Origin of the sequence: Pseudoflavitalea sp. G-6-1-2 (assembly GCF_012927185.1) — a bacterium.
Lineage (GTDB): Bacteria > Bacteroidota > Bacteroidia > Chitinophagales > Chitinophagaceae > Pseudobacter.
Window position 1 is genome coordinate 813,454 of the sequence record NZ_JABBGB010000001.1, and the last position, 20,906, is coordinate 834,359.

The 20,906-nt window shown below is 47.4% G+C and carries 22 protein-coding genes; 7 read left to right on the top strand and 15 right to left on the bottom strand.

Annotated elements, in window-relative coordinates:
* Positions 1-12: 12 nt before the first annotated feature.
* The 5 genes from HHL16_RS03405 to HHL16_RS03425 form a co-directional block, all read right to left on the bottom strand.
* Entirely contained in the window at positions 13-1,236 is a 1,224-nt protein-coding gene (locus tag HHL16_RS03405) for a DegT/DnrJ/EryC1/StrS family aminotransferase (RefSeq protein WP_169423736.1), read from the bottom strand.
* Between the two features lie 78 nt (positions 1,237-1,314).
* The gene (locus HHL16_RS03410) at positions 1,315-2,859 is read right to left on the bottom strand and encodes a family 10 glycosylhydrolase (RefSeq protein ID WP_169423737.1); all 1,545 of its coding nucleotides are present in this window, start codon (positions 2,857-2,859) and stop codon (positions 1,315-1,317) included.
* Positions 2,860-2,899: 40 nt separating this feature from the next.
* Entirely contained in the window at positions 2,900-3,352 is a 453-nt protein-coding gene (locus HHL16_RS03415; protein ID WP_169423738.1) for a MarR family transcriptional regulator, read from the bottom strand.
* Between the two features lie 43 nt (positions 3,353-3,395).
* On the bottom strand, positions 3,396-3,881 hold the full coding sequence (locus HHL16_RS03420) for a DinB family protein (RefSeq protein ID WP_169423739.1): 486 nt from the start codon (positions 3,879-3,881) through the stop codon (positions 3,396-3,398).
* An 82-nt stretch (positions 3,882-3,963) separates the two neighbouring features.
* Positions 3,964-4,995 carry a radical SAM/SPASM domain-containing protein gene (locus HHL16_RS03425; RefSeq protein WP_169423740.1) on the bottom strand — a complete coding sequence of 344 codons (1,032 nt, stop codon included), beginning with the start codon at positions 4,993-4,995 and terminating at the stop codon, positions 3,964-3,966.
* 148 nt (positions 4,996-5,143) lie between these two features.
* Here HHL16_RS03425 and HHL16_RS03430 point away from each other — a divergent pair, with 148 nt between their 5' ends.
* Positions 5,144-5,917 carry a glycoside hydrolase family 25 protein gene (locus HHL16_RS03430; RefSeq protein WP_169423741.1) on the top strand — a complete coding sequence of 258 codons (774 nt, stop codon included), beginning with the start codon at positions 5,144-5,146 and terminating at the stop codon, positions 5,915-5,917.
* A gap of 95 nt (positions 5,918-6,012) precedes the next feature.
* Here HHL16_RS03430 and HHL16_RS03435 read toward each other — a convergent pair whose 3' ends face one another.
* The 4 genes from HHL16_RS03435 to HHL16_RS03450 are packed head-to-tail and all read right to left on the bottom strand — an operon-like array spanning position 6,013 to position 9,777.
* Positions 6,013-6,450 carry a nuclear transport factor 2 family protein gene (locus tag HHL16_RS03435; protein ID WP_169423742.1) on the bottom strand — a complete coding sequence of 146 codons (438 nt, stop codon included), beginning with the start codon at positions 6,448-6,450 and terminating at the stop codon, positions 6,013-6,015.
* A 30-nt stretch (positions 6,451-6,480) separates the two neighbouring features.
* Positions 6,481-7,134 (bottom strand): gluconate 2-dehydrogenase subunit 3 family protein, encoded by a 654-nt coding sequence (locus tag HHL16_RS03440; RefSeq protein ID WP_169423743.1) that lies wholly within the window; start codon positions 7,132-7,134, stop codon positions 6,481-6,483.
* A 23-nt stretch (positions 7,135-7,157) separates the two neighbouring features.
* Entirely contained in the window at positions 7,158-8,837 is a 1,680-nt protein-coding gene (locus HHL16_RS03445) for a GMC family oxidoreductase (protein ID WP_169423744.1), read from the bottom strand.
* Positions 8,838-8,889: 52 nt separating this feature from the next.
* Positions 8,890-9,777: a TIM barrel protein gene (locus HHL16_RS03450; protein ID WP_169423745.1), complete on the bottom strand. Its 888-nt coding sequence runs from the start codon at positions 9,775-9,777 to the stop codon at positions 8,890-8,892.
* A gap of 65 nt (positions 9,778-9,842) precedes the next feature.
* Here HHL16_RS03450 and HHL16_RS03455 point away from each other — a divergent pair, with 65 nt between their 5' ends.
* From HHL16_RS03455 to HHL16_RS03475, 5 genes are all read left to right on the top strand, one after another.
* The gene (locus HHL16_RS03455; protein WP_169423746.1) at positions 9,843-11,000 is read left to right on the top strand and encodes a Gfo/Idh/MocA family oxidoreductase; all 1,158 of its coding nucleotides are present in this window, start codon (positions 9,843-9,845) and stop codon (positions 10,998-11,000) included.
* On the top strand, positions 10,997-12,049 hold the full coding sequence (locus HHL16_RS03460) for a sugar phosphate isomerase/epimerase (RefSeq protein WP_169423747.1): 1,053 nt from the start codon (positions 10,997-10,999) through the stop codon (positions 12,047-12,049). The genes HHL16_RS03455 and HHL16_RS03460 overlap by 4 nt, the downstream gene beginning before the upstream one ends.
* A 44-nt stretch (positions 12,050-12,093) precedes the next feature.
* Positions 12,094-12,489 carry a c-type cytochrome gene (locus tag HHL16_RS03465; RefSeq protein WP_169423748.1) on the top strand — a complete coding sequence of 132 codons (396 nt, stop codon included), beginning with the start codon at positions 12,094-12,096 and terminating at the stop codon, positions 12,487-12,489.
* Between the two features lie 246 nt (positions 12,490-12,735).
* The gene (locus HHL16_RS03470; RefSeq protein ID WP_169423749.1) at positions 12,736-13,473 is read left to right on the top strand and encodes a DUF1080 domain-containing protein; all 738 of its coding nucleotides are present in this window, start codon (positions 12,736-12,738) and stop codon (positions 13,471-13,473) included.
* A 36-nt stretch (positions 13,474-13,509) separates the two neighbouring features.
* On the top strand, positions 13,510-14,301 hold the full coding sequence (locus HHL16_RS03475) for a DUF1080 domain-containing protein (RefSeq protein ID WP_206022236.1): 792 nt from the start codon (positions 13,510-13,512) through the stop codon (positions 14,299-14,301).
* A gap of 85 nt (positions 14,302-14,386) precedes the next feature.
* Here the strand turns inward: HHL16_RS03475 and HHL16_RS03480 are convergent, their stop codons facing one another.
* The 4 genes from HHL16_RS03480 to HHL16_RS03495 are packed head-to-tail and all read right to left on the bottom strand — an operon-like array spanning position 14,387 to position 16,981.
* The gene (locus tag HHL16_RS03480; protein WP_169423750.1) at positions 14,387-15,259 is read right to left on the bottom strand and encodes a sugar phosphate isomerase/epimerase; all 873 of its coding nucleotides are present in this window, start codon (positions 15,257-15,259) and stop codon (positions 14,387-14,389) included.
* A 53-nt stretch (positions 15,260-15,312) separates the two neighbouring features.
* Complete coding sequence (locus HHL16_RS03485; protein ID WP_169423751.1) at positions 15,313-15,816, bottom strand: hypothetical protein; 504 nt, start codon at positions 15,814-15,816, stop codon at positions 15,313-15,315.
* Between the two features lie 6 nt (positions 15,817-15,822).
* On the bottom strand, positions 15,823-16,479 hold the full coding sequence (locus HHL16_RS03490; protein ID WP_169423752.1) for a hypothetical protein: 657 nt from the start codon (positions 16,477-16,479) through the stop codon (positions 15,823-15,825).
* The gene (locus tag HHL16_RS03495) at positions 16,466-16,981 is read right to left on the bottom strand and encodes an RNA polymerase sigma factor (RefSeq protein ID WP_240965759.1); all 516 of its coding nucleotides are present in this window, start codon (positions 16,979-16,981) and stop codon (positions 16,466-16,468) included. The genes HHL16_RS03490 and HHL16_RS03495 overlap by 14 nt, the downstream gene beginning before the upstream one ends.
* Before the next feature lie 99 nt (positions 16,982-17,080).
* Here HHL16_RS03495 and HHL16_RS03500 point away from each other — a divergent pair, with 99 nt between their 5' ends.
* Positions 17,081-17,440, top strand: coding sequence for an ArsC/Spx/MgsR family protein (locus HHL16_RS03500; protein ID WP_169423753.1), 360 nt, complete (start codon positions 17,081-17,083; stop codon positions 17,438-17,440).
* Between the two features lies 1 nt (position 17,441).
* Here HHL16_RS03500 and HHL16_RS03505 read toward each other — a convergent pair whose 3' ends face one another.
* Both HHL16_RS03505 and HHL16_RS03510 read right to left on the bottom strand, forming a co-directional pair.
* Complete coding sequence (locus HHL16_RS03505; protein ID WP_169423754.1) at positions 17,442-18,032, bottom strand: transposase; 591 nt, start codon at positions 18,030-18,032, stop codon at positions 17,442-17,444.
* Positions 18,033-18,309: 277 nt separating this feature from the next.
* Complete coding sequence (locus tag HHL16_RS03510; RefSeq protein WP_206022238.1) at positions 18,310-20,688, bottom strand: UvrD-helicase domain-containing protein; 2,379 nt, start codon at positions 20,686-20,688, stop codon at positions 18,310-18,312.
* Between the last annotated feature and the right edge of the window lie 218 nt (positions 20,689-20,906).

The following is a 20,906-nucleotide window of genomic DNA, read 5'->3' on the forward strand; positions in this document are numbered from 1 at the left end:
CGATCGTTTCAATTACACTTTCAGCCTGATCGCTTCACCGGCAAGTGATTTTCTGATCACCTGTGCCATCTTCTCTCCTTTCTCACGCGCCTGCTCCGGCGTCCACAACATACCTACTGCTGTTGATACGCTTCTGCCGATCACTGCATCACTCGCAGAAAAATCTTTATTCGCATGATGGATCACTGCTTTCTTCAACTCAGGGTTGAGTGCATTGAGTGAGTCTGCTGTTTTCAGATGCGCCCAGTTGCGGATATAGTGCCAGTTGTGATCGTACCAGTAAATGCTTCCTGCTGCCTGGCCTTCTGCTTTCAGCAATGCCATGGCATTTGCAGTGGCTTCGCGCGTAGGAAGGAACCAGCTCACATGGGTATGACTGTCGCCCTTAGGATCAGGAATTCTGCGGAAGCTGATCTCAGGAACCTCTGCCAGTGCAGATTTCAGCGCATCGAAGTTTCTTTTGAGGATAGCGAGGAATTCATCGAGTCTGTTGAATTGCGCCAGGCCCACAGCTGCATGCAGTTCAGAGATACGGTAGTTGTATCCGAGGAAAGGATGCTGGTCTGCTCCACGATCAACGCCGAGGTGATCATGACCATGATCGCTGTATCCGTCGCATTTGCGCCAGATCTCTTCGCTGTTGGTGGTGATGGCTCCGCCTTCGCCACAGGTTACTGTTTTTACGAAGTCGAAAGAGAAGGTACCGGCATCACCGATGGTGCCGAGATACTTTCCATTATACGTTGCACCGGTGCTCTGACAAGCGTCTTCGAGCAACAGCAGTTTATGTTCTTTACAGATCTGTTGCAGCGCATCCAGATCGGCCATGCTTCCGCACATATGCACAGGCATGATCACTTTGGTGCGTGGTGTGATGGCTGCACGAACAGCAGCAGGATCGAGCGTGAGCGTGTCGTCCACATCTACCAGCACAGGCACGGCGCCTACAGCGATGATCGCTTCAAAGCTGGCCACGAATGTGAATGTAGGCATAATCACTTCATCTCCTGATCCTACGCCCATAGCAGCGAGCACTGTTACCAGCGCAGCTGTACCGCTGGATACCACCTGCGTGTACTGACATCCTAATTTATTGCTGATGGCTGCTTCCAGCTCTTTCGCTTTCCATATTCCTTTACGGGGGCCGTCGAAACCATATCGCATAATGATACCTGTTTCAAGCACATCATTCACGTGTTTCCGTTCCGACTCTCCGAATAATTCAAAGCCTGGCATATAAATACATTTTATTTGTTATTGGGTTCCGTTTCAAGCGGATAACAAAGGTATAAAAATCAATAAATAGACATACCCCTATTTCATTATCCAGCCAAACTGGTCGTCTTTGATCGCATCGAGCGATAGCGGCCAGTTTGTATAAGGCTTACTTTCCTTGTTCTGTTCGTCCAGCGTTGTGAGGTAAAACCTTGCAAATTTTTTATCGGGAGGAAGCGGTGCATGAAAACTTACCGAATCTCCCTGGAACAAGGTGGTCACCAGCGCCGAATTATAGAAGTTATTGTTAGGGCCGTCGATATAACAGGCGTAGATACGGAAACCCTTGATGGGCCGCGTATCGAAATCGCTCTTCTTCACTTGTATCAGCAGACCATTATTGATCACAGCAACCGCCTGCACAGTTGGTCTTGCGGGAAGCAGACTGTCCAGCCAGGGCATATCAGGAATGCGGGCCGGTTGTTTGTAATAATTTGTTCGCAGGCTGTCGTTCCATCCAAACGGATTGCTTTGGAAAGATTTGCTGCTGAAGTAAATGGCGCCCTGCACAGTGGGATATTGTCTCAGTTCGCGGATCTGACGGGGAAGCTGTGTTTTATCGCGCCACGCCGCATTGCTGCCTGCACGATAAATGCCGAGCCCAACATAGCAGTGACGACCGTAAGTATGTTTGCTCCACCAGTCGATCAGCACTTCGTAAGGAGCAGCTTTTTGCCCGAACTCCCAGTAAAGTTGAGGCGCCACATAATCTATCCATCCTTCTCTGAGCCAGAGCAGGATGTCTGCATAGAGATCGTCGTAATTGGTAACACCTGCGCGGGTGGCGCTTCCCATCGGATCTTTATCTGCATTGCGCCATACGCCAAATGGAGAGATGCCGAATTTCACCTGCGGATTCTCATCTTTGATGGCCCTGCTCAGTTTCACAATGATGCTGTCTACATTGGCTCTTCTCCACTCATCTTTCGTAAGGCCTTTACCATATTTATTGTAGGAGCTCCAGTCGGGGAATTCTTTACCCGGCAGGCGATAGGGATAGAAATAATCATCGAAGTGAATGGCATCTACATTGTATCTGCTTACGATATCGCGCACCACTTTCACAACAAACTCCTGCGCTTCGCGGTTGCCCGGATCGAAGTAGCGGGTAGTACCATAAGTTACAAACCATTCGGGATGCAGTTTGGTTACATGCGTAGGCGCGATAGGAACTTTGCCGATGCTGAATTCTGCACGATAAGGATTGCACCAGGCATGGAATTCCATTCCACGCTTATGTGCTTCTTCTATCATGAATTCGAGCGGATCATAAAAAGGCGAAGGAGGGGTGCCTTGTTTACCGGTAAGCCACTGGCTCCAGGGTTCATATTGCGAAGGATAGAATGCATCTGCTGCGGGGCGCACCTGTACCACAACGGCATTGAGCCCATTGCGCTGGTGCATATCCAGCATACGGATGTATTCGGCTTTCTGACTTTCTGTATTGTAATTGCCGCGCGAAGGCCAGTCGATATTATCGACCGTTGCGATCCATGCCGCTCTGAATTCTGAAGTAGGCTGCGCCTGAACGGCGTAATTGCTGAGCAGAAGGGCCAGCAGAACAACAAACAATACTCTTTTCATAATTACGGGTCCTGTGTTCGCAAAACGCCGAAATTACTGATTATTCTGAGTCCCGAAGCTTATCCAGCAGCTGATTTAACGTTTTTGCCTCCTCATCGCTCAGTCGTCCGAGGATATTGTCCATCTCTTCAGTATACTCATCGAGCTTGGCCAGCACTTCCTTTCCTTTCTCAGAGATGGTAACATCTACCAGTCTTCTGTCTGTTTTACAGATCACCTTATCTGCCAGTCCTTTTCTGATGAGGCGATCCACTATTCTGCTGGTATCGCTCATTTTATCGAGCATTCTGTTGCGGATCTGCAGGGTTGACAATGGTGTGGTAGCTCCTCTGAGAATGCGGAGGATATTGAATTGCTGGGGAGTGATGTCTTCGCGCCCAAAGATGTCTTTGAGCTTCTCCATCATCCAGTTATACGTGAAGATCAGGTTTACCATCGAACGGCGGTATTCATTTCTGAACTTCGTTTGTTGAATATCGTTATCTATACTCATGTTCAATGCTGAAGGGTGTTTTTGGTTGGTTGATGTATTACAATCAAAAAGGCTTCATCGTTGCACGGGTTCTGCTGGTTAGTTGAAAAATATTCCAGCAATGATGGCTTTCGTGAAGCAGGAACATTTCCGTCCAGTCCGGAATGCTGAGCACACCGTAAACCGGATGGATTCCAGCACGCCGCAGGGTTGTATCCGGCAGCGCAACAAGATGGTTGATGAGAATAAAACGTTGGGTACTGAAATCTTCGGTCACTTCTTTGAGCGACCCTTGCAGGCAATCGTTGAATGCAGCATCGTTTTCTGCTGCGTATGGCTCAATCTCTGGCTGATCTTCCTGTTCGATCCTTTTCAGCCGATTGTAAAATACAGGCTGATAGGTTGTAAGATGCACCAGTTGTTCAAAAGCACTCCATTTATCAGGTATCACGCGGCGTCGTAGTTGCTCTTCCGACAGCCCCCTTATCAGATCATCGATCACTTCATGCTGATGTTGCAGACGACTGGTGACTGCAGTGGAAAGTGGCATGCGACTGATTTTTGGCTCGTCAAGTTACGAACAAATCATTGGGTTCGGCAAACCTTCACATATTCTTATGACTCAACAGGCACTATTCGCTCCACACTTTCGTGCCCTCACTGCAGTTGGCGCAGATGTCGATATTCTTGCGGCTCTGCAATATCTGCCTCCTGAAATTCACATACTGCTCGTTGTGCCAGATCTCACTGAACTTTTTCCCTTTGAGATCGCCCAGTGTATGTTGTGCATCCTTATCGAAACAACAGGGCACAACCAATCCATCCCAACTGATCACCGTTGCATGCCAGAGGCGCCAGCAGTGATTACTGAGATTGTTCTTGAATTCGTATTCTCCGCTGCTGTTCTTTTTGTAGCGACTGTATTTCTCATTGGTGGGGATCAGGTTGTTGGGATCATTTTCGTAATCGTACACCTGTGCTGTTTTGAACCGCACTTCGTCCACCCCTATTTCTTTTGCCAGCTGTTTGATCTCTTCAATCTGATGTTCATTGTGTTTCACCACAAGGAATTGAAAGAACACGAAGGGCGTTTTGCTGTTCATCTCTTTCTTCCACTTCACAATATTTCTGGCGCCTTCGAGTACTTTGTTCAGCTTTCCGCCAACACGATAACTCTGATAAGTGTCTTGTGTTGTTCCGTCGATGGAAATAATGAGCCTGTCGAGTCCGCTCTCGATGGTCTTCTTCGCATTCGCATCCGTGAGGTAATGCGCGTTGGTAGAAGTGGCGGTGTATATGCCTTTGTCCGAAGCATACTTCACCATGTCGAGAAAAGCGGGATTGAGATAGGGCTCTCCCTGAAAATAGAACACCAGGTAAAACAGATCGGGAGCCAGCTGATCGATGGTATCACGGAAAAAATTGTTCTGCAACATGCCGGTTGGCCTCGTAAACGCCCTTAGTCCGCTCGGACATTCGGGGCACCGAAGATTGCAACTGGTGGTGGGCTCAAATGAAATGGAAATCGGAAATCCCCATTGCACGGGCTTCTTCGTCCACTTGCTGATGTAGTAGCTGCATAACACTTTCGTCGCATTGAAAGCGCGGCGGAAGGTAAGCTTCGATAACAGATTTTTACTATCGTTCCAGTTAATTGAAGGCATTGGAACTATAAAATTAAGGGTATGCCTTTAACAGGCAATGAATTGACCCCATGAACGTTTAAAGTTGGCGGATTGTTCGCCTTTTGGGAACATTTATCCATTTGCATTCTTACGGTAAGGTGCACTCCTATATATTTGTATGCACATTATGGCTAAGGCGAATAAAAGAAATATCGGTTGGAAGATTCTGATGGGTGCAGTTTTTCTCGGACTGCTGGTGATGGCAGGCTTCCGCCTGTATGAATGGTGGATCGAAAGACAGGCGCATTTTGTTCGGTACGAAGCCTTCGGCATCGAAGTACCCACCAATTACGAGATCCATGGCATCGATGTTTCCAAGTATCAGGAAGCCATCGACTGGGAAAGCGTAAAGGGCATGAATGTAGAAGGCATCAAACTCCATTTCGCCTTCATCAAAGCCACCGAAGGCAACGGAAATGAAGACCGCTACTTCAAACGCAACTGGAAAAAAATAAAAGATGCCGGCATGGTGCGCGGCGCTTATCACTTCTTCATCGCCAGTAAAAGCGGCAAAACACAGGCCGAGAATTTCATCTCCTCCGTAGAACTTCAGCCCGGCGATCTCCCGCCCGTACTCGATGTTGAACAAACCAACGGACAGAAAAGCGACAAGATCCGCCAGCGTGTTCAGGAATGGCTTACCACTGTTGAGAACTATTACGGCGTAAAGCCCATCATCTATACCAACGTAGATTTCTACAAACAGATACTGAAAGACGACTTCGATCATTACCCCCTCTGGGTGGCCCACTATCTTCAGAAAGAAAAGCCGCGGATCTACCGCGACTGGCATTTCTGGCAATACAGCGAGCAGGGCCGCGTGAATGGCATCCTCAGCAAAACAGACTTCAATGTATTCAATGGAGATTCTACCGACTTCAAAGGATTGCTGATCAACTGATGCATATCCCTTAAAAAAAGATGCACCGGCCACCTTTATCAGGTACCAGTGCAACTATTAAAAATGCGTTTTGCAATATCAGTTGTGCGGATGCATTAACTGCTGTGATCTGCCACAATCACCCATTCTTTATTGATCTTGCGGATCAGCAGATTGAAGTGACCGCTCATATCGCCATCCTTCTTTTCTTTCAGTTCCCATTTGCCTACCACAAAATAGTACTCAGGACTTACCCGCGTGAAACGGATGAACGTGAAAGTGAGCTTGCCCATCGAGTCTACATTGCCGTTGCCGTATCCTTTCTTATAATTTTCGAGTGTGTTCTTGTATCCGTAGGTAACGCCGCTCTTTCCCACGAACATGAGGGAGTCGTTGTTCCAGTAACCTTTCATGAATCCTTCGAGGTCGCCGCGGTTCCAGGCAGCATTTTGTTTGGCCAGAATTTCGCGGATGGCTTTTTCATCGGCAGACTGTGCTTTTGCAACAACAGGACTAAGGCAGGCAATCAGTAAAATCAGCAGAAGCGATCTCATAATGTGTTGTGTTTTTACAAATATCCGTATTTAAGCAAACGCTCTGTCTCCTTTTTTATAGGGGAGGTTGCCATCGTAATGGCCGGGAACTTCTTCGTACCGCAGAGCTTTTGTTGCGCCGTACTCCGACGTAAAATAACCCAGCATGGTTAGCTGCTTCATCATCATAAAGTAGTGGGTAGCCTGTCCTTTTGCTTTGGATTTTTCGTACTTGCTCATATCATTGTCAATAGTGGTCAGCAGCTCATTGCGCTGCACTGGCGTGAGCGCCATAAATCCCGCTTTGTATTTTTTAGTGCTGGCGTCTTCGATCTTCTTCATGCCATCACGGAAGATCTTCTGATCAACAGGTTTGTAAGAGTCGGTTACCATCACCGCCATGAAAACACCTACCTCAGCAGCTTTGGCGCCTGGCGTATCTGTTGTTGGAATGATGATCTCAGACACTTCATTCAGATAAGCAATCTCTTCCTGCGTAAAGAGCTTTCCGGTATATTCCAGTTTCTTTGGAGGTGTATCTTTTTTTACCTCAGTGTTTTTGTTTTTGGAATCCTTCGCTGCGAGTTTCTTCTTTTCCTCTTCTTCCCTGCTGTTGAGTTTGCAACCACTGAGGAAGAACTCTGCACCAATCACAGCAGTTCCAAGCAATATGGCAACTTTTGAAACGGCATCTCTTCTGTTCATATGAATTGATTTGATGGTGAGGTTTAGAGGTTTCCTTTTTTCAGTTCTTCTACTGCAAAGTTCACTGCTCTTGCTGTGAGCGCCATGTAGGTGAGCGATGGATTCACACATGCGCCGGAGGTCATGCAGGCGCCATCGGTTACAAATACATTCTTGCAATCCCACACCTGATTGTTGCCGTTGAGCACAGATGTTTTAGCGCTTTTTCCCATGCGTGCTGTTCCCATTTCGTGAATGCCCATGCCGAAGTCATAACCATTGTCGCTGGCTTTGGCATCTTTTACGCCGGCATTGGTGAGCATTTCAACGGCATCATTCATCATGTCTTTGCGCATCTTCTTCTCGTTCTCTTTGATCTCACAGTTCATATCAAGTACGGGCAGCCCCCACTTGTCTTTTACCTTATTATTGAGCGTGATCCTATTCTCGTGGTAAGGAAGAATTTCTCCGAAGCCCGTGATTCCGATGCTCCATTCACCTGGCTCCTGCAGTGTTTCTTTGAGATTAACGCCGATGCCGAGTTCTGCTACGTTGCGGCTCCAGCCCTGACGGCCTGCACCACCCTGATAGCCGAATCCACGAAGATAGTTGCGCTTTTCGTCGGAAAGGTTTCTGTATCGCGGAATGTAAATGCCGTTAGGCCTTCTTCCGAAATAGTATTTGTCTTCATACCCTTCTACTTTACCACTTGCCCCGCAACGGAAGTGATGGTCCATTACGTTGTGGCCAAGTTCGCCGCTGCTGCTGCCCAATCCGCCTGGCCAGATATCGGTGGCAGAATTGAAGAGCACCCAGGTGCTGTTGAATGCAGAGGCACAGAGGAAAACTAGCTTCGATTTGAATTCGATGGTCTGATTGGTTTCGGTATCCAGCACTTCAACACCTTTCGCTTTCTTCGAATCTTTATCGTACAACACTTTAGTAACAAGGCTGAAAGGACGAAGTGTAAGATTGCCTGTGGCCACCGCCGCAGGCAGCGTACTGCTCTGTGTGCTGAAATACCCGCCGAACGGACATCCCAGCCAACACTTGTTGCGGTACTGGCAATTGGTTCTTCCGGGAAGCGGTTTGGTGATATTGGCCACACGGCCGATGATCATCTGTCGTTTATTGTCGTAATGTTTTTTGATGCGCGCTGCTACATCTTTCTCCACCACGTTCATGTCCATGGGTGGAAGAAACTGTCCGTCGGGCAATTGTGGAAGCCCTTCGAGACTGCCGCTGATGCCTGCAAATTTTTCCACATAATCGTACCATGGCGCAATCTCGTTGTAACGGATCGGCCAGTCGACACCATGACCGTCTTTTGCATTGGCTTCAAAATCGAGATCGCTCCAGCGATAACTTTGCCGTCCCCACATGAGTGAGCGGCCACCCACGTGATATCCACGGAACCAATCGAAACGTTTTGTTTCTGTATACGGACAATCCTTCTCATTCGCCCAGTAGCTGAGATTGATCTCGTTGAGCGGATAATCTCTTTTGAGTACCGGATAATCGTTGATCATCTGCTGCGTTCGGCCACCACGATGAGGGAACTCCCAAATGGGTTTGGTAGCATTCTCATAATCTTTCACGTGTTTGATATCGCGGCCTCTTTCGAGCAACAGAACTTTCAGACCTTTTTCAGTGAGTTCCTTGGCGGCCCATCCGCCGCTGATTCCGGAACCAACCACTATGGCATCATAAATATTGTCGGGCATGCGGGATCGTTTGATAATGTGGAAAAAATATGTTGATAACCGTTAGACGAACTTAGATATCACAGATCTGAACAGCTTTCTGCAATGCAGCAAGTTTTTCAGTATTGTCTTTTGAGGACGGAATGAATTCCTGCGCCACATAACCGGTGAAACCTGTATCCACAATAGCTTTCATGATGGCAGGATAATACAGCTCCTGTTTCTCGTCTATCTCATGCCTTCCCGGAACACCGGCAGTATGATAATGCGCGATGTACTGATGATTGTCGCGGATAGTGCGTATAACATCTCCTTCGTCGATCTGCATATGATAGATATCGTAGAGCAGTTTGAAATTGGGCGAGCCGATCCGCTTCGCCAGCTCAACACCCCAGGGCGTTTTGTCGCACTGATAATCTTTGTGATCGATCTTGCTGTTGAGCAGTTCCATCACTAAAGTAACATTGTGTTTTTCGGCAAGGCCGATCACCTGTTTGAGACCACTAACACAATTGTTCCATCCGGTTTCATCATCCTTTCCTCTTCGGTTGCCGCTGAAGCAGATGAGGTTTTTGTAGCCGGCTTTAGCTACAAGCGGAATCATCTCCGTATAGTTTTTGATGAGAGTGGCATGAAACTGAGTATCGTTCCAACCATCCACCAGATTGATCTCTGCGCCATTGCACATGGAAGAATAGAGGCCATGCTTTTGCAATATGGGCCAGTCTTTCGGGCCAACGAGATCGATGGCCTTGATACCCATCGGTTTTACAGCTGCACAAAAATCTTCTAACGGAACAGAGCCGAAGCACCACCGGCAAACAGAGTGATTAACTTTTCCTTTCAATGAATAATGATTGTCTGATGAAGAAGTGAATGAGGAGAGCATACCAGCAGTGCTGACAGCAGCAGTACCTGCAACAATATTTTTGATGGCAAGCCTTCGTGTGTGTTTTCCCATACTTAGTGTCGTTGGAACACCAAAATACAAAATGTTGGTTTATCTTTCGGCCATCAAACGTTTGCATGAAAAGAAAATTAAGAATGGGGATGATAGGTGGCGGAAGCAACGCATTTATTGGCGCTATCCATCGCCTCGCCACCAATATGGATGGGCTTATTGAACTCAGTTGTGGCGCATTCAGCTCAAACCCAGACACATCAAGAGAATCTGGCCGTGCACTGTTGCTCCCTGAGAACAGAATTTATGCGAGTTATGAAGACATGATTGTGAACGAACGATCGTTACCGGAAAATGAACGAATGGATTTTGTCAGCATCGTTACTCCCAACTTCGCACATATCGATCCCGCCCTCACGGCACTCAACAACGGCTTTCACGTTGTGATCGAAAAACCCATGACCTTCACCCTCGACGAAGCAAAACAGTTGCAGCAGAAAGTGAAGGATACAGGTTTGTTGCTCGCACTCACCCATACATACGCAGGCTATCCGATGGTAAAGCAGGCCAGATCGATGGTACAGGATGGCACTATCGGCAAAGTGAGAAAGATCTATGTGGAATATCCGCAGGGATGGCTCAGCACACTCAGCGAAAAAGAAGGCAATGCACAGGCAGCCTGGCGCACCGATCCCAAACGTTCCGGCAAAAGCGGAGCCATGGGAGATATCGGAACGCATGCCGCGCATCTCGCAGAATATGTATCAGGATTGAAAATCACAGAACTCTGTGCCGATCTCAACATCGTTGTTCCCGGCCGCGCACTCGACGATGATGGCGCAGTGCTGCTTCGCTTCGACAACGGCGCAACCGGTGTGCTCATGGCCACACAGATCGCCGCCGGCGAAGAGAATGCCCTCAAGCTGCGCGTGTACGGAGAAAAGGGAAGCATCGAATGGCAACAGATGGAACCCAACACATTGCTGGTGAAATGGCTCGATCAGCCAACACAAGTGTATCGTGCAGGACAAGGCTATCTTTCTTCATTCGCTAAATTCAATACGCGTACACCAGGTGGACATCCTGAAGGATATATCGAAGCCTTCGCCAATATCTACCGCTGCTTCGCACATACACTCAATGCAAGGCTCGAAGGCACTACCCCTACACCCGAAATGCTCGACTATCCCGGCGTGGAAGAAGGCGTTCGCGGAATGGCTTTCATCGAGAATGTAGTGGCCAGCAGTAACTCATCACAAAAATGGACAAGCTTTAAAATATGAGAACCATCAAAGGTCCCGGCATTTTTCTGGCGCAGTTCGTTGGAGACAATGCACCATTCAACACACTCGACTCCATATGCAAATGGGCGTCTGGTCTGGGTTTCAAAGGCGTGCAGATTCCTACATGGGATAGCCGCCTCATCGATCTGCAAAAGGCAGCCGAAAGCAAAACCTATGTGGATGAACTGCTCGGCACCGTTGCAGCACATGGCATGCAGATAACAGAACTGAGTACGCATTTGCAGGGGCAGCTGATTGCAGTGCATCCTGCATACAATGCATTGTTCGATGGATTTGCACCGGCGCAGTATCACAACAATCCATCATCAAGATATGAGTGGGCAGTGCAGCAACTCAAATGGGCAGCGAAAGCATCACAGAACCTTGGGCTCAATGCACATGCAACATTCAGCGGTGCGCTGCTCTGGCAGAATGTTTATCCATGGCCGCAGCGACCTGCGGGATTGGTAGAGACAGGTTTCAGAGAACTCGCTGCACGCTGGATTCCCATCCTCAATACATTTGATGAACACGGAGTGGATGTTTGTTACGAACTGCATCCCGGAGAAGATCTGCACGATGGCATCAGCTTCGAAACATTTCTCGAACACACTCACAACCACAAACGCGCTAACATTTTATACGATCCATCACATATGGCTTTGCAGTGTTTGGATTATCTGGCATTCATCGATCATTATCACGAGCGCATCCGCGCTTTCCATGTGAAAGATGCAGAGTTCAATCCCACAGGAAAGCAGGGCGTGTATGGCGGATACCAAAGCTGGATCAACCGTGCAGGAAGATTCCGTTCACTGGGCGATGGTCAGGTGAACTTCAAATCTATCTTCAGTAAAATGGCGCAGTACGATTTTCCGGGATGGGCTGTAATGGAGTGGGAATGCTGCATCAAACATCCTGAAGTGGGAGCTGCGGAGGGTGCGCGCTTCATCAGCGAACATATTATTCCGGTTACCGACAAAGCCTTCGACGATTTCGCGGGTACCGGAAGTAACGAAAATTTTAATAGGGCAGTTCTCGGTTTGTAAAGTAACTTGCCATATTCTTTGACGATTGATAAAACTGGTAACGAATGAAAAAGTTAATGGTTCTTGGCGCTATAGCTGCCGCCAGCCTTATGATGTATGCATGCGGAGGAGGTGAAACCAAAGCTCCTGAGCAGAAAGCCGAAGAGAAAAAATCTGCTTCTACAGTTGATGCTGATGCAGAGAAAGCACTTACCATGATCGGTAAGCTCGATTGCACTACCTGCCACAAGATCAGTGAAAAAAATATCGGTCCTGCTTATACAGATGTAGCAGCCAAATATGAAGCTACCGATGCAGTGATCGACGACCTCAGCAACAAGATCATCAAAGGAGGTCAGGGTGTATGGGGGCAAGTACCCATGACGCCACACCCAAGCCTCTCCATGGATGATGCGCGCATGATGGTGAAGTACATTCTGAGCCTGAAGAATCAGAAATAATCATTGACAGGTCCGGATGGAATGGCAGCTGCATTTTCAGCCAGCCATACACTGCGGCTTTCTCAACATATTCGAATGGCCGGTTACTACAACCGGCCATTTTAGCTTTCTGCCCTCTTGAATTCACTTCACAGCAGCTGTTGCCCGGCCATTAACGGAACAATAACGAGGCAAAACACTTCATATCTAAAATTTTTGCAGCACAAATGCGGGATTTGCTTATTTTTAAGCATCAATGAAACCCGTATGCTAAACCGATTTTGCACCATCCTGACACTTATCGCATTATGCAGCTGCACAACCAGCCGCAAATCGCAGACAGCTTCTTCAAACAATACACTCAGCTCCAAAGAACAATCGCAGGGCTGGGAATTGCTGTTTGATGGCAGTACTAAAAACGGATGGCATGTTTTCAACAACCGCACCGACGGCGCTGCCTGGAAAGTGGAAGATGGCGTGCTTTTTCTCGACCCTAAGGCCAAAGGCCCCAAAGGCGAAGGAGGTGGCGATCTCACATCAGACAAAACGTATGGCAACTTCCATCTCAAACTCGATTGGAAAATCGATTCCGCCGGCAACAGCGGCATCATGTTCCATGCACAGGAAGATCCGAAATACAGATGGGCTTATGTAACAGCTCCCGAAATGCAGATCATCGACAACAATGCACATGCCGATGCAAAATTTGTGAAGCATCGCGCAGGTGATCTCTACGACCTCATTTCGGCAGTACCTGAAAACAGCCGCAAAGCCGGTGAATGGAATACCAGCGAGATCATTTATCAGAACGGTAATCTCTCGTTGTATCAGAATGGCAAAGAAGTTGTAATCACCAATATGAACAGCCCTGAATTCAAAGAGCTGATCGCCAAAAGCAAATTCAAAACGATAGAAGAATTTGCAAAAGTGAATTCCGGCAAACTGGTATTGCAGGATCATGGCGATAAAGTATGGTTCAGAAATATAAAGGTGAAGACCTTATAATTGCCTATATTACTATCAATAAAAAACCGAATTGCTATGCGATCAATGCTCGCCGTTTTCATGCTCGCTGCAGGCTTTGTATCCTGTGGTGCCAACAATGACCATCCGCTCGACAATCAACCCAAAACCGATACAACCAAAGGTGGACCAGCCATCGATGTAGAGCCATACCACAACCAGTTGACCGGTCAGGAAAAAGAAGAAGGCTGGGAATTGCTGTTCGATGGCACTACCAAAAACGGATGGCACGTGTACAACAACAAATCAGACGGCAGCGCCTGGGTTGTTGCCGACGGTACACTGCACCTCGATCCCAAACAAAAGAAAGACTGGCAGACTGTGGGCGGTGGAGACATCGTATCTGAAAAAGAATACGACAACTATCACCTCAAACTGGAGTGGAAACTCAATGCAGCCGGCAACAGCGGCATCATTCTCTTTGTGAAAGAAGAACCTAAATACGAACATACCTGGCATACCGGCCCCGAAATGCAGGTGCTCGACAATGCAGGACATCCTGATTCAAAGATCAACAAACATCGCGCAGGCGATCTCTATGATCTCATCAGCAGCTCACCCGAAACTGTTCGCCCCGCAGGTGAATGGAATCAGGTGGAGATCATTTCAAAAGACGGCAAACTCGAATTTATGCTGAACGGCACAAAAGTGCTGAGCACCACTATGTGGGACGATCAGTGGAAGCAATTGATCGCCGGCAGCAAATTCAAGTCCATGCCCGATTTCGGTACCTATAAAAAAGGCAGATTCGGTCTGCAGGATCATGGCGATCCTGTATGGTACAGAAACATCAAGATCAAAAAATTGTAACGAAAGGTTGAGATAGTACTTACAATGAAACCGGGGCTGCGTTGTGAAATGCAGCCCCGGTTCTTTTTTCGAAACAGTTCTTTCGTTATTTCAGAATGCGTTCTTTCAGATTGGTGATGCTTGTTTGAATGCTGTCGAAAGGAGAGCCCGGGCATTGATCCTGCTCTACAAAAAAGTATTGCATGCCACTCTTCTTTGCGTGTTTAAAGATGGTAGTAAAATCGATCACTCCATTGCCTACTTCTGTGAATTTCTTTTCGGGTGTATTGTCCATATCCTTCACATGCCACATCGCAAAACGGCCGGGATATTGGTTGAACAAGGCAATGGGGTCATGCCCGGCCTTGGTGGCCCAGTAAATATCGAGCTCGAAATGCACGAGTGATTTGTCGGTGCCGCGCATCAGAATGTCGAGGCCGTTTTGTCCGCTCTGATCGGCAAATTCAAAATCGTGATTATGATAAGCGAGTTTCAGTTTGGATTGCTGCGCAATGGTACCCGCTTTATTGAGTTGATCTGTGAGTTGTTTGTAATGTTCGATGCTGCGAAACTTCTGATCGAGCCAGGGAACAACTATGTATTCCTGCCCGATGGCTTTTGCATCAGCTACTGCTGTTTTCCATCCTTCTTCCCAATTGGGTTCGAGAAAATATTGTCCTCCGTAAGTGTGGCCTGATGGAGAGCTGAGATCGTTTTCTTTCAGCAGCTTATTGAATTCATCTACAGAGAGGCCAAACCATTTACGGTCTTTGTATCCGTAGGTTTCAATTTGTTTGTAGCCAAGGCGTGCTACACGTGTAATGGTATCAACAGGGTCTTTCGCTACTTCGTTGCGAAGCGTATACAGCTGCACTCCAATGGGTGCCTGTTTTACAAAAAAGTTTTCGGGAATAATAAAGAGACCTGCAGTAAGTACAGTGGACTGCTTCAGAAATTGCCTGCGCGTTTTCATCGACATACGACATACGTGTTAGGCAATCAAGATACAAAGATATTCTGAGGAATCCCCGCTTAGGTGCTGGCGATAACAGCAGCAGATTGTTCTTCTGTGTGGATAACGGTATACCATCCGATCATCAGCAACAGCATGTATTCTGCAACGGGTGTGGCATGGATCTGCACTTTGCCGCGCTCCGATTTGCTGTGACTGCGGCTGAGTATGCTGATCACCGGTTTTTGCTGCGCATCCAGCCAGGCGTATTCTGCTTTGAATACCGCGGTGCGTTTCATTTTGTAGGTGTTGCCATCCTGATAACGGATCTCCAGCTTTTTGTTCCAGTTGATGGGATACGATTCAAGTGTATACGGACTCTGCTCTGCTTTGATCTCCAGTTTCGTTTTCCAGAAACCGGTTTTCTTCAACACCCATTTCTTATCACCGATGGTAACAACGGCATCGCTCTTGAAGGACGAAGGATAATTTATTTCGGCCAGCAATTCGTTATCGTGCCAGAACTCAAAATGCTTTTTGAGGTAAGCCGGCTTTTTTACTGTGATGGTTCCGGGGGTGTTCATGTGCAGTTAGATTTCGTCCATTTGCCTCAGCAGATCTTTCAGGTATTTGATATGCTGGCCATACAGTTTATTCAGGTACCATTTATTGAGGAAGTACATGCCGGCTGTTACCACTACTCCACCGATCAGAAATTCTGTGAAGAGGCCATGCTCTCTCACGGCATTCAGCATCGGCTGGGCGCGGTTTCCAAGGGTTTCTCCGGAAAGCTGAAAAGAAGGTGTTTTGTAAAGTATGATCAATCCGGTTAAGTAGTACAAAAACGGCATCAGCAAAGTGCCTGCGATGAAATAGAATCGTACATATTTTTCGAGCGTACCGAGTTGATGCTGCAGATTGCTTTTCACTTCCGATTCTACACACTGCATCGATTTCAGCAGTTTGTCTTTATGATAGTAGTAGAATCCGAATCCTACCGCTACGAGTGTAAACAGGATGGACACTTCCCAGTACCGGCCATGTTTTTCTGTGAGGTAGTAAATTATAGCAAATGCATAGGTGATTATTACGGCAACCAGTTCCCATCGGAGATTACGTCTGAGCTTTGCAACCGGGCTCTGCGATTTCTTACCCAGCATGGACAAAATCTCGTTACTGTTATCAGGGTGACGGTCCACGTGCTGGTCCTGTTCTTTCCAAATATCTTTCAGGCTATCCAACTCCATGTTCTACTGCTTTAGTGAGTTTACGTAATTTTTCTTTGATGCGGTTCATCTTTACCCGCAGGTTATTCTGGTTGATACCGAGAATCTCTTCCATCTCTTCGTAGCTTTTATCTTCCAGATACAACATCACAATACCTCTTTCGATTTCTGGTAGCTGGTGAATGGCTTTGTACAGTTGCGCCAGTTTTTCTTCTTTATCCTTGTTGTATTGAATGTCCTGGATCTCTGTGGGCAGCAGTTCCGGTTCAACGTTTTTGATAAGGTTTTTTTGCTTTCGGAGGTCGGAGATAGCAGTGTTCAGGGCAATACGATAGAGCCAGGTGCTGAATTTGGAATCGCCGCGAAAACGGGGGTAAGCCCGCCATAGCTGTATTACGATCTCCTGAAACAGGTCCTGTTTATCATATTCCGTGGCACAATACAGGTTACACACTTTGTGCAACATGCCTTTGTGCTGGTTTACCAATGCTAAAAACTCATCCGGGTCGGTCTTCGGGTGCAAACTTTAATTGGTTTTGGCGCAAAAGATACCAAATAGGTCGCGATAGACTATAAAAATATTACAGTCCTCCCCCTATTTTTGCCGGATTAATCCGAAAAGATGAAAAAGTTCTACCACCTCGGCAATTGCACTACCTGTCAGGCCATTATAAAAGACACAAAGGTTGATCAGAAAGGGTTTATGATGCAGGAGATCAAAACCGAATCCATCACTCCGGCGCAGCTGGACGAAATGAAGGCGCTGAGCGGATCTTATGAATCACTCTTCAGCCGAAGGGCGCTCAAATACAAAGAGATGGGATTGAAAGACAAAAACTTAACGGAGGATGATTACCGGAAACTCATTCTCGAAGAATATACATTTCTCAAAAGACCTGTGGCCATCATCGGTAAACAGATCTTTATCGGCAACGATAAAAAGAATGTAGCCGCACTCGCTGCCGCCGTAGAAAAATTATAGCCTACGGCTTGATCATCAGTTTCAGCACCTCGTTGAAATCGATGGCAGTGATGCGCACCAGGCCTTTCACGCCCGCATAGTCCCGTGCAGAGCTGTAGAGATAATCTTCGGGCAGATCCACAATTTTGTCGCGCACCGGATTCTCATGAATATGCAATACTTTTTCCTTGAGCCTGAATGGCTCCCTGAAATGAATGCATGACGGATTGGTGCAGCTCTGCCACACACAGAATTTTTCAAGACGTTTGAGAGATTGACTGCAATGTTCGAACCTTTCGAGCATCCACGATTTGCGGAGGTCCGTTTCAGTATCCATTGCTTCGAGTATCTTATTGGTAGTGATTTTCTTGAACTCTTTTTCGATATGTGCCAATCCGCCCGGATCGTCGCAACGGGCCAGCAGGTGAAGATGATTGGTCATCAGGCACCAGGCATGTACAATCAATCCTTTGGAGACGATGAAACTGTTCAGCACATCGGTAATGATCTGCTTGTAAACCGGACGGATAAAGATATCCACCCAATCAACCGTATTGAATGTGATGTAGGAACATGCCTTCGGGTCCACTCTGTTTTCCTTCTTTTCTTCCATTACCATTGGCTTTTTTAAAGCTTGAAAAATGGCTCAGGGGCATCTTCTTAAAGTTACGATTATCGTGCCGGGAGAACAAGGAGAAGGCCTTAAATATCATTAAAATTTATCATTGAAAAGTTAAATCCGGCAGCCTGAAAGCCGCACTGAGAAAGCTGTTGAATTAATGCAGGCAGATATTTCAACTTAATTGGCTGGCAACTTTTCGCTTCGAAATAAAAAGGGACTGACCACAAAGGCCAGTCCCGATATCGTTGATGCAGTTGCACCGATATGTTTACGCAAGAATGCGAAGCTTCGCGTAATTCAACATTATTTTCTTTTCTCCGTTCTGATCGAATTTGATGGTTGCAACCGGGTTGTGCGCAGAGCCTTCGATCTTAGCAACGGTTCCGAATCCGAATTTCTGGTGCTCTACTTTTTGCCCTTCTTTCAGTTCAGAAATGTCGCTTGCCACGAAGTCTGCACTGGGCGTATGTTCCACTACTTTTGATGTAGGTGGCTTAGGTTGCACATAAGAAGGTGTGGCTGCTTTTTTGGATGGCGGAGGTCCATATTGTTTTTCAGCATCGCGGGCAGAGTTGCCTCCCCATCCACTACCGCCGCCGCTTCCGCCATGCATGCGGTCGTAAGCGCTGCGACCCGATCCCCACTGGCTTCCGTTGCCGCCCTGATTGCGAACACCACCTCCGGCGAAACTGCGATCGATATACTGATCGGGCAGTTCATCGATGAAACGGCTGGGCTCGTTCTGCACCAGTTGTCCGAAACGGTATCTGGTATTGGCGTAAGTAACCCAGAGTCGCTGCTTGGCGCGGGTGACCACTACGTAGAATAATCGTCTTTCTTCTTCCAGTTCTTCCTTGGTGTTTATGCTCATGGCATTGGGGAAGAGCATTTCTTCGAGACCGGCGGCAAATACGCAGGCGAACTCCAAACCTTTTGCGGCGTGGATGGTCATCAGTTTAACCGTGTCGGCATTGGGATCTTTGTCGTCGGCATCGGTAAGCAGTGTGATCTGCTGCAGATATGCGCCGAGACCTTTATCCATCACTTCGCCTTCTTCACTGTCCGGACTTTCTACCCATTCTTTGATGGAGTTCAGCAACTCCTGAATGTTCTCGTAACGGGCAATGCCTTCGGTACTTTTATCGTTGAAAAGTTCTTTAACGAGGTTTGTTTGCTTACCCACATGAACGGCCACATCAGAGGCGTTTCTGTTTTCGAGCATGCTGGTAAAGCTCTTGATCATAGTTACGAAACCGTCGATGGCTTCGAGTGTATTGCTCTTGAAACCGAAAAGCTGCGCCTGATCCAGCACCTGCCACATGGAAATGTTCTGCTGATTGGCCACCAGCAAAGCCCTGTCGATAGTGGTTTTGCCGATACCGCGTGCAGGGTAATTGATAATGCGTTTCAGCGCTTCTTCGTCATTGGGGTTTACAATGATGCGGAGATACGCTACAAAATCTTTGATCTCTTTACGCGAATAGAAGCTGGTACCGCCGTACATGGTGTAGGCGATGCCCATGCGGCGAAGCGCTTCTTCAAACGCACGGCTCTGCGAGTTGGTGCGGTAGAGAATGGCGAAGTCGCGGTTACTGTAATGATTTCTGAGCTTTTGTTCCTGAATGGTGTCGGCAACGAATTTGCCTTCGTCGTTATCGGAAGAAGTTCTTACCAGTTTGATCTTTTCTCCTTCACTGTTTTCGGTCCAGAGGTTTTTGGGGATCTGTCCTTTATTGTTCTTGATCACTTCATTCGCAGCATTGATGATGCTCTGCGAACTACGATAATTCTGTTCCAGTTTCACAACTTTGGCATCTTCATAATCTTTCTGGAACTGAAGGATGTTTTCGATGGTAGCTCCGCGGAAGCCATAGATACTTTGCGCATCATCCCCTACCACGCAGACATTCTCGTGCATGGCTCCGAGCAGTTTGATGATTTCGTACTGCGCAGGGTTGGTATCCTGATACTCATCGATGAGGATGTATTTGAACTTGTGCTGGTATTTGCTGAGTGCATCGGGGAAATTCTTGAGCAGTTCATAGAATTTCATCAACAGATCATCGAAGTCCATGGCGCCGTTCTTGAAACAGCGTTTCACATAGGCATCATAGATCTGAGCGATGGCGGGGCGGTTGCCACGAAGGTCTTCCTGCTGAAGACCATAATCATTGGCATATTCGATGGGGCCAACGAGGGCGTTCTTGGCAGATGAGATACGATTGTAAACTGCGGATGGCTTATAGGTTTTGTCATCCAGGTTCATTTCGTTGATCACAGCCTTGAGCACGCTTTTGGCGTCGTCGGTATCATAAATGGTAAAGTTGCTGGGATATCCGAGGCGATGCGCTTCGGCGCGCATGATTCTGGCAAATACGCTGTGGAAAGTGCCGATATATAAGTTACGTGCATCGGAATTACCAAGGATATGCCCGATCCTTTCTTTCATTTCCTTGGCGGCCTTGTTGGTGAAGGTAAGTGCCAGGATGTTGAAAGCGTCTACTCCACTTGCCATGAGGTGTGCGATACGGGTGGTAAGTACTTTGGTTTTACCGCTACCTGCGCCTGCAACGATCATGAGAGGTCCGTCTTTGTGGAGAACAGCTTCGCGCTGTTTATCATTCAATCCTTTTAAATAGTCGATCATGGGTGCAATTTACGAAGGGTTCACCGGAGTGAAGGAATGTTTATAAATTTTTATGGGTTGGGTGATAAGTTAATGAGTGGATGCGGCATGTGAAGCGTCATGGCTAGGTGGTTGAATGAGAGTTATGTTTGATTTGCGATAGTTCAGAGAATGAAGGAGGCATTTTACTTCGCATCCGCTCAGTGTCCGTAGAGTGAGTAACGCGTGGGATGCGGGCG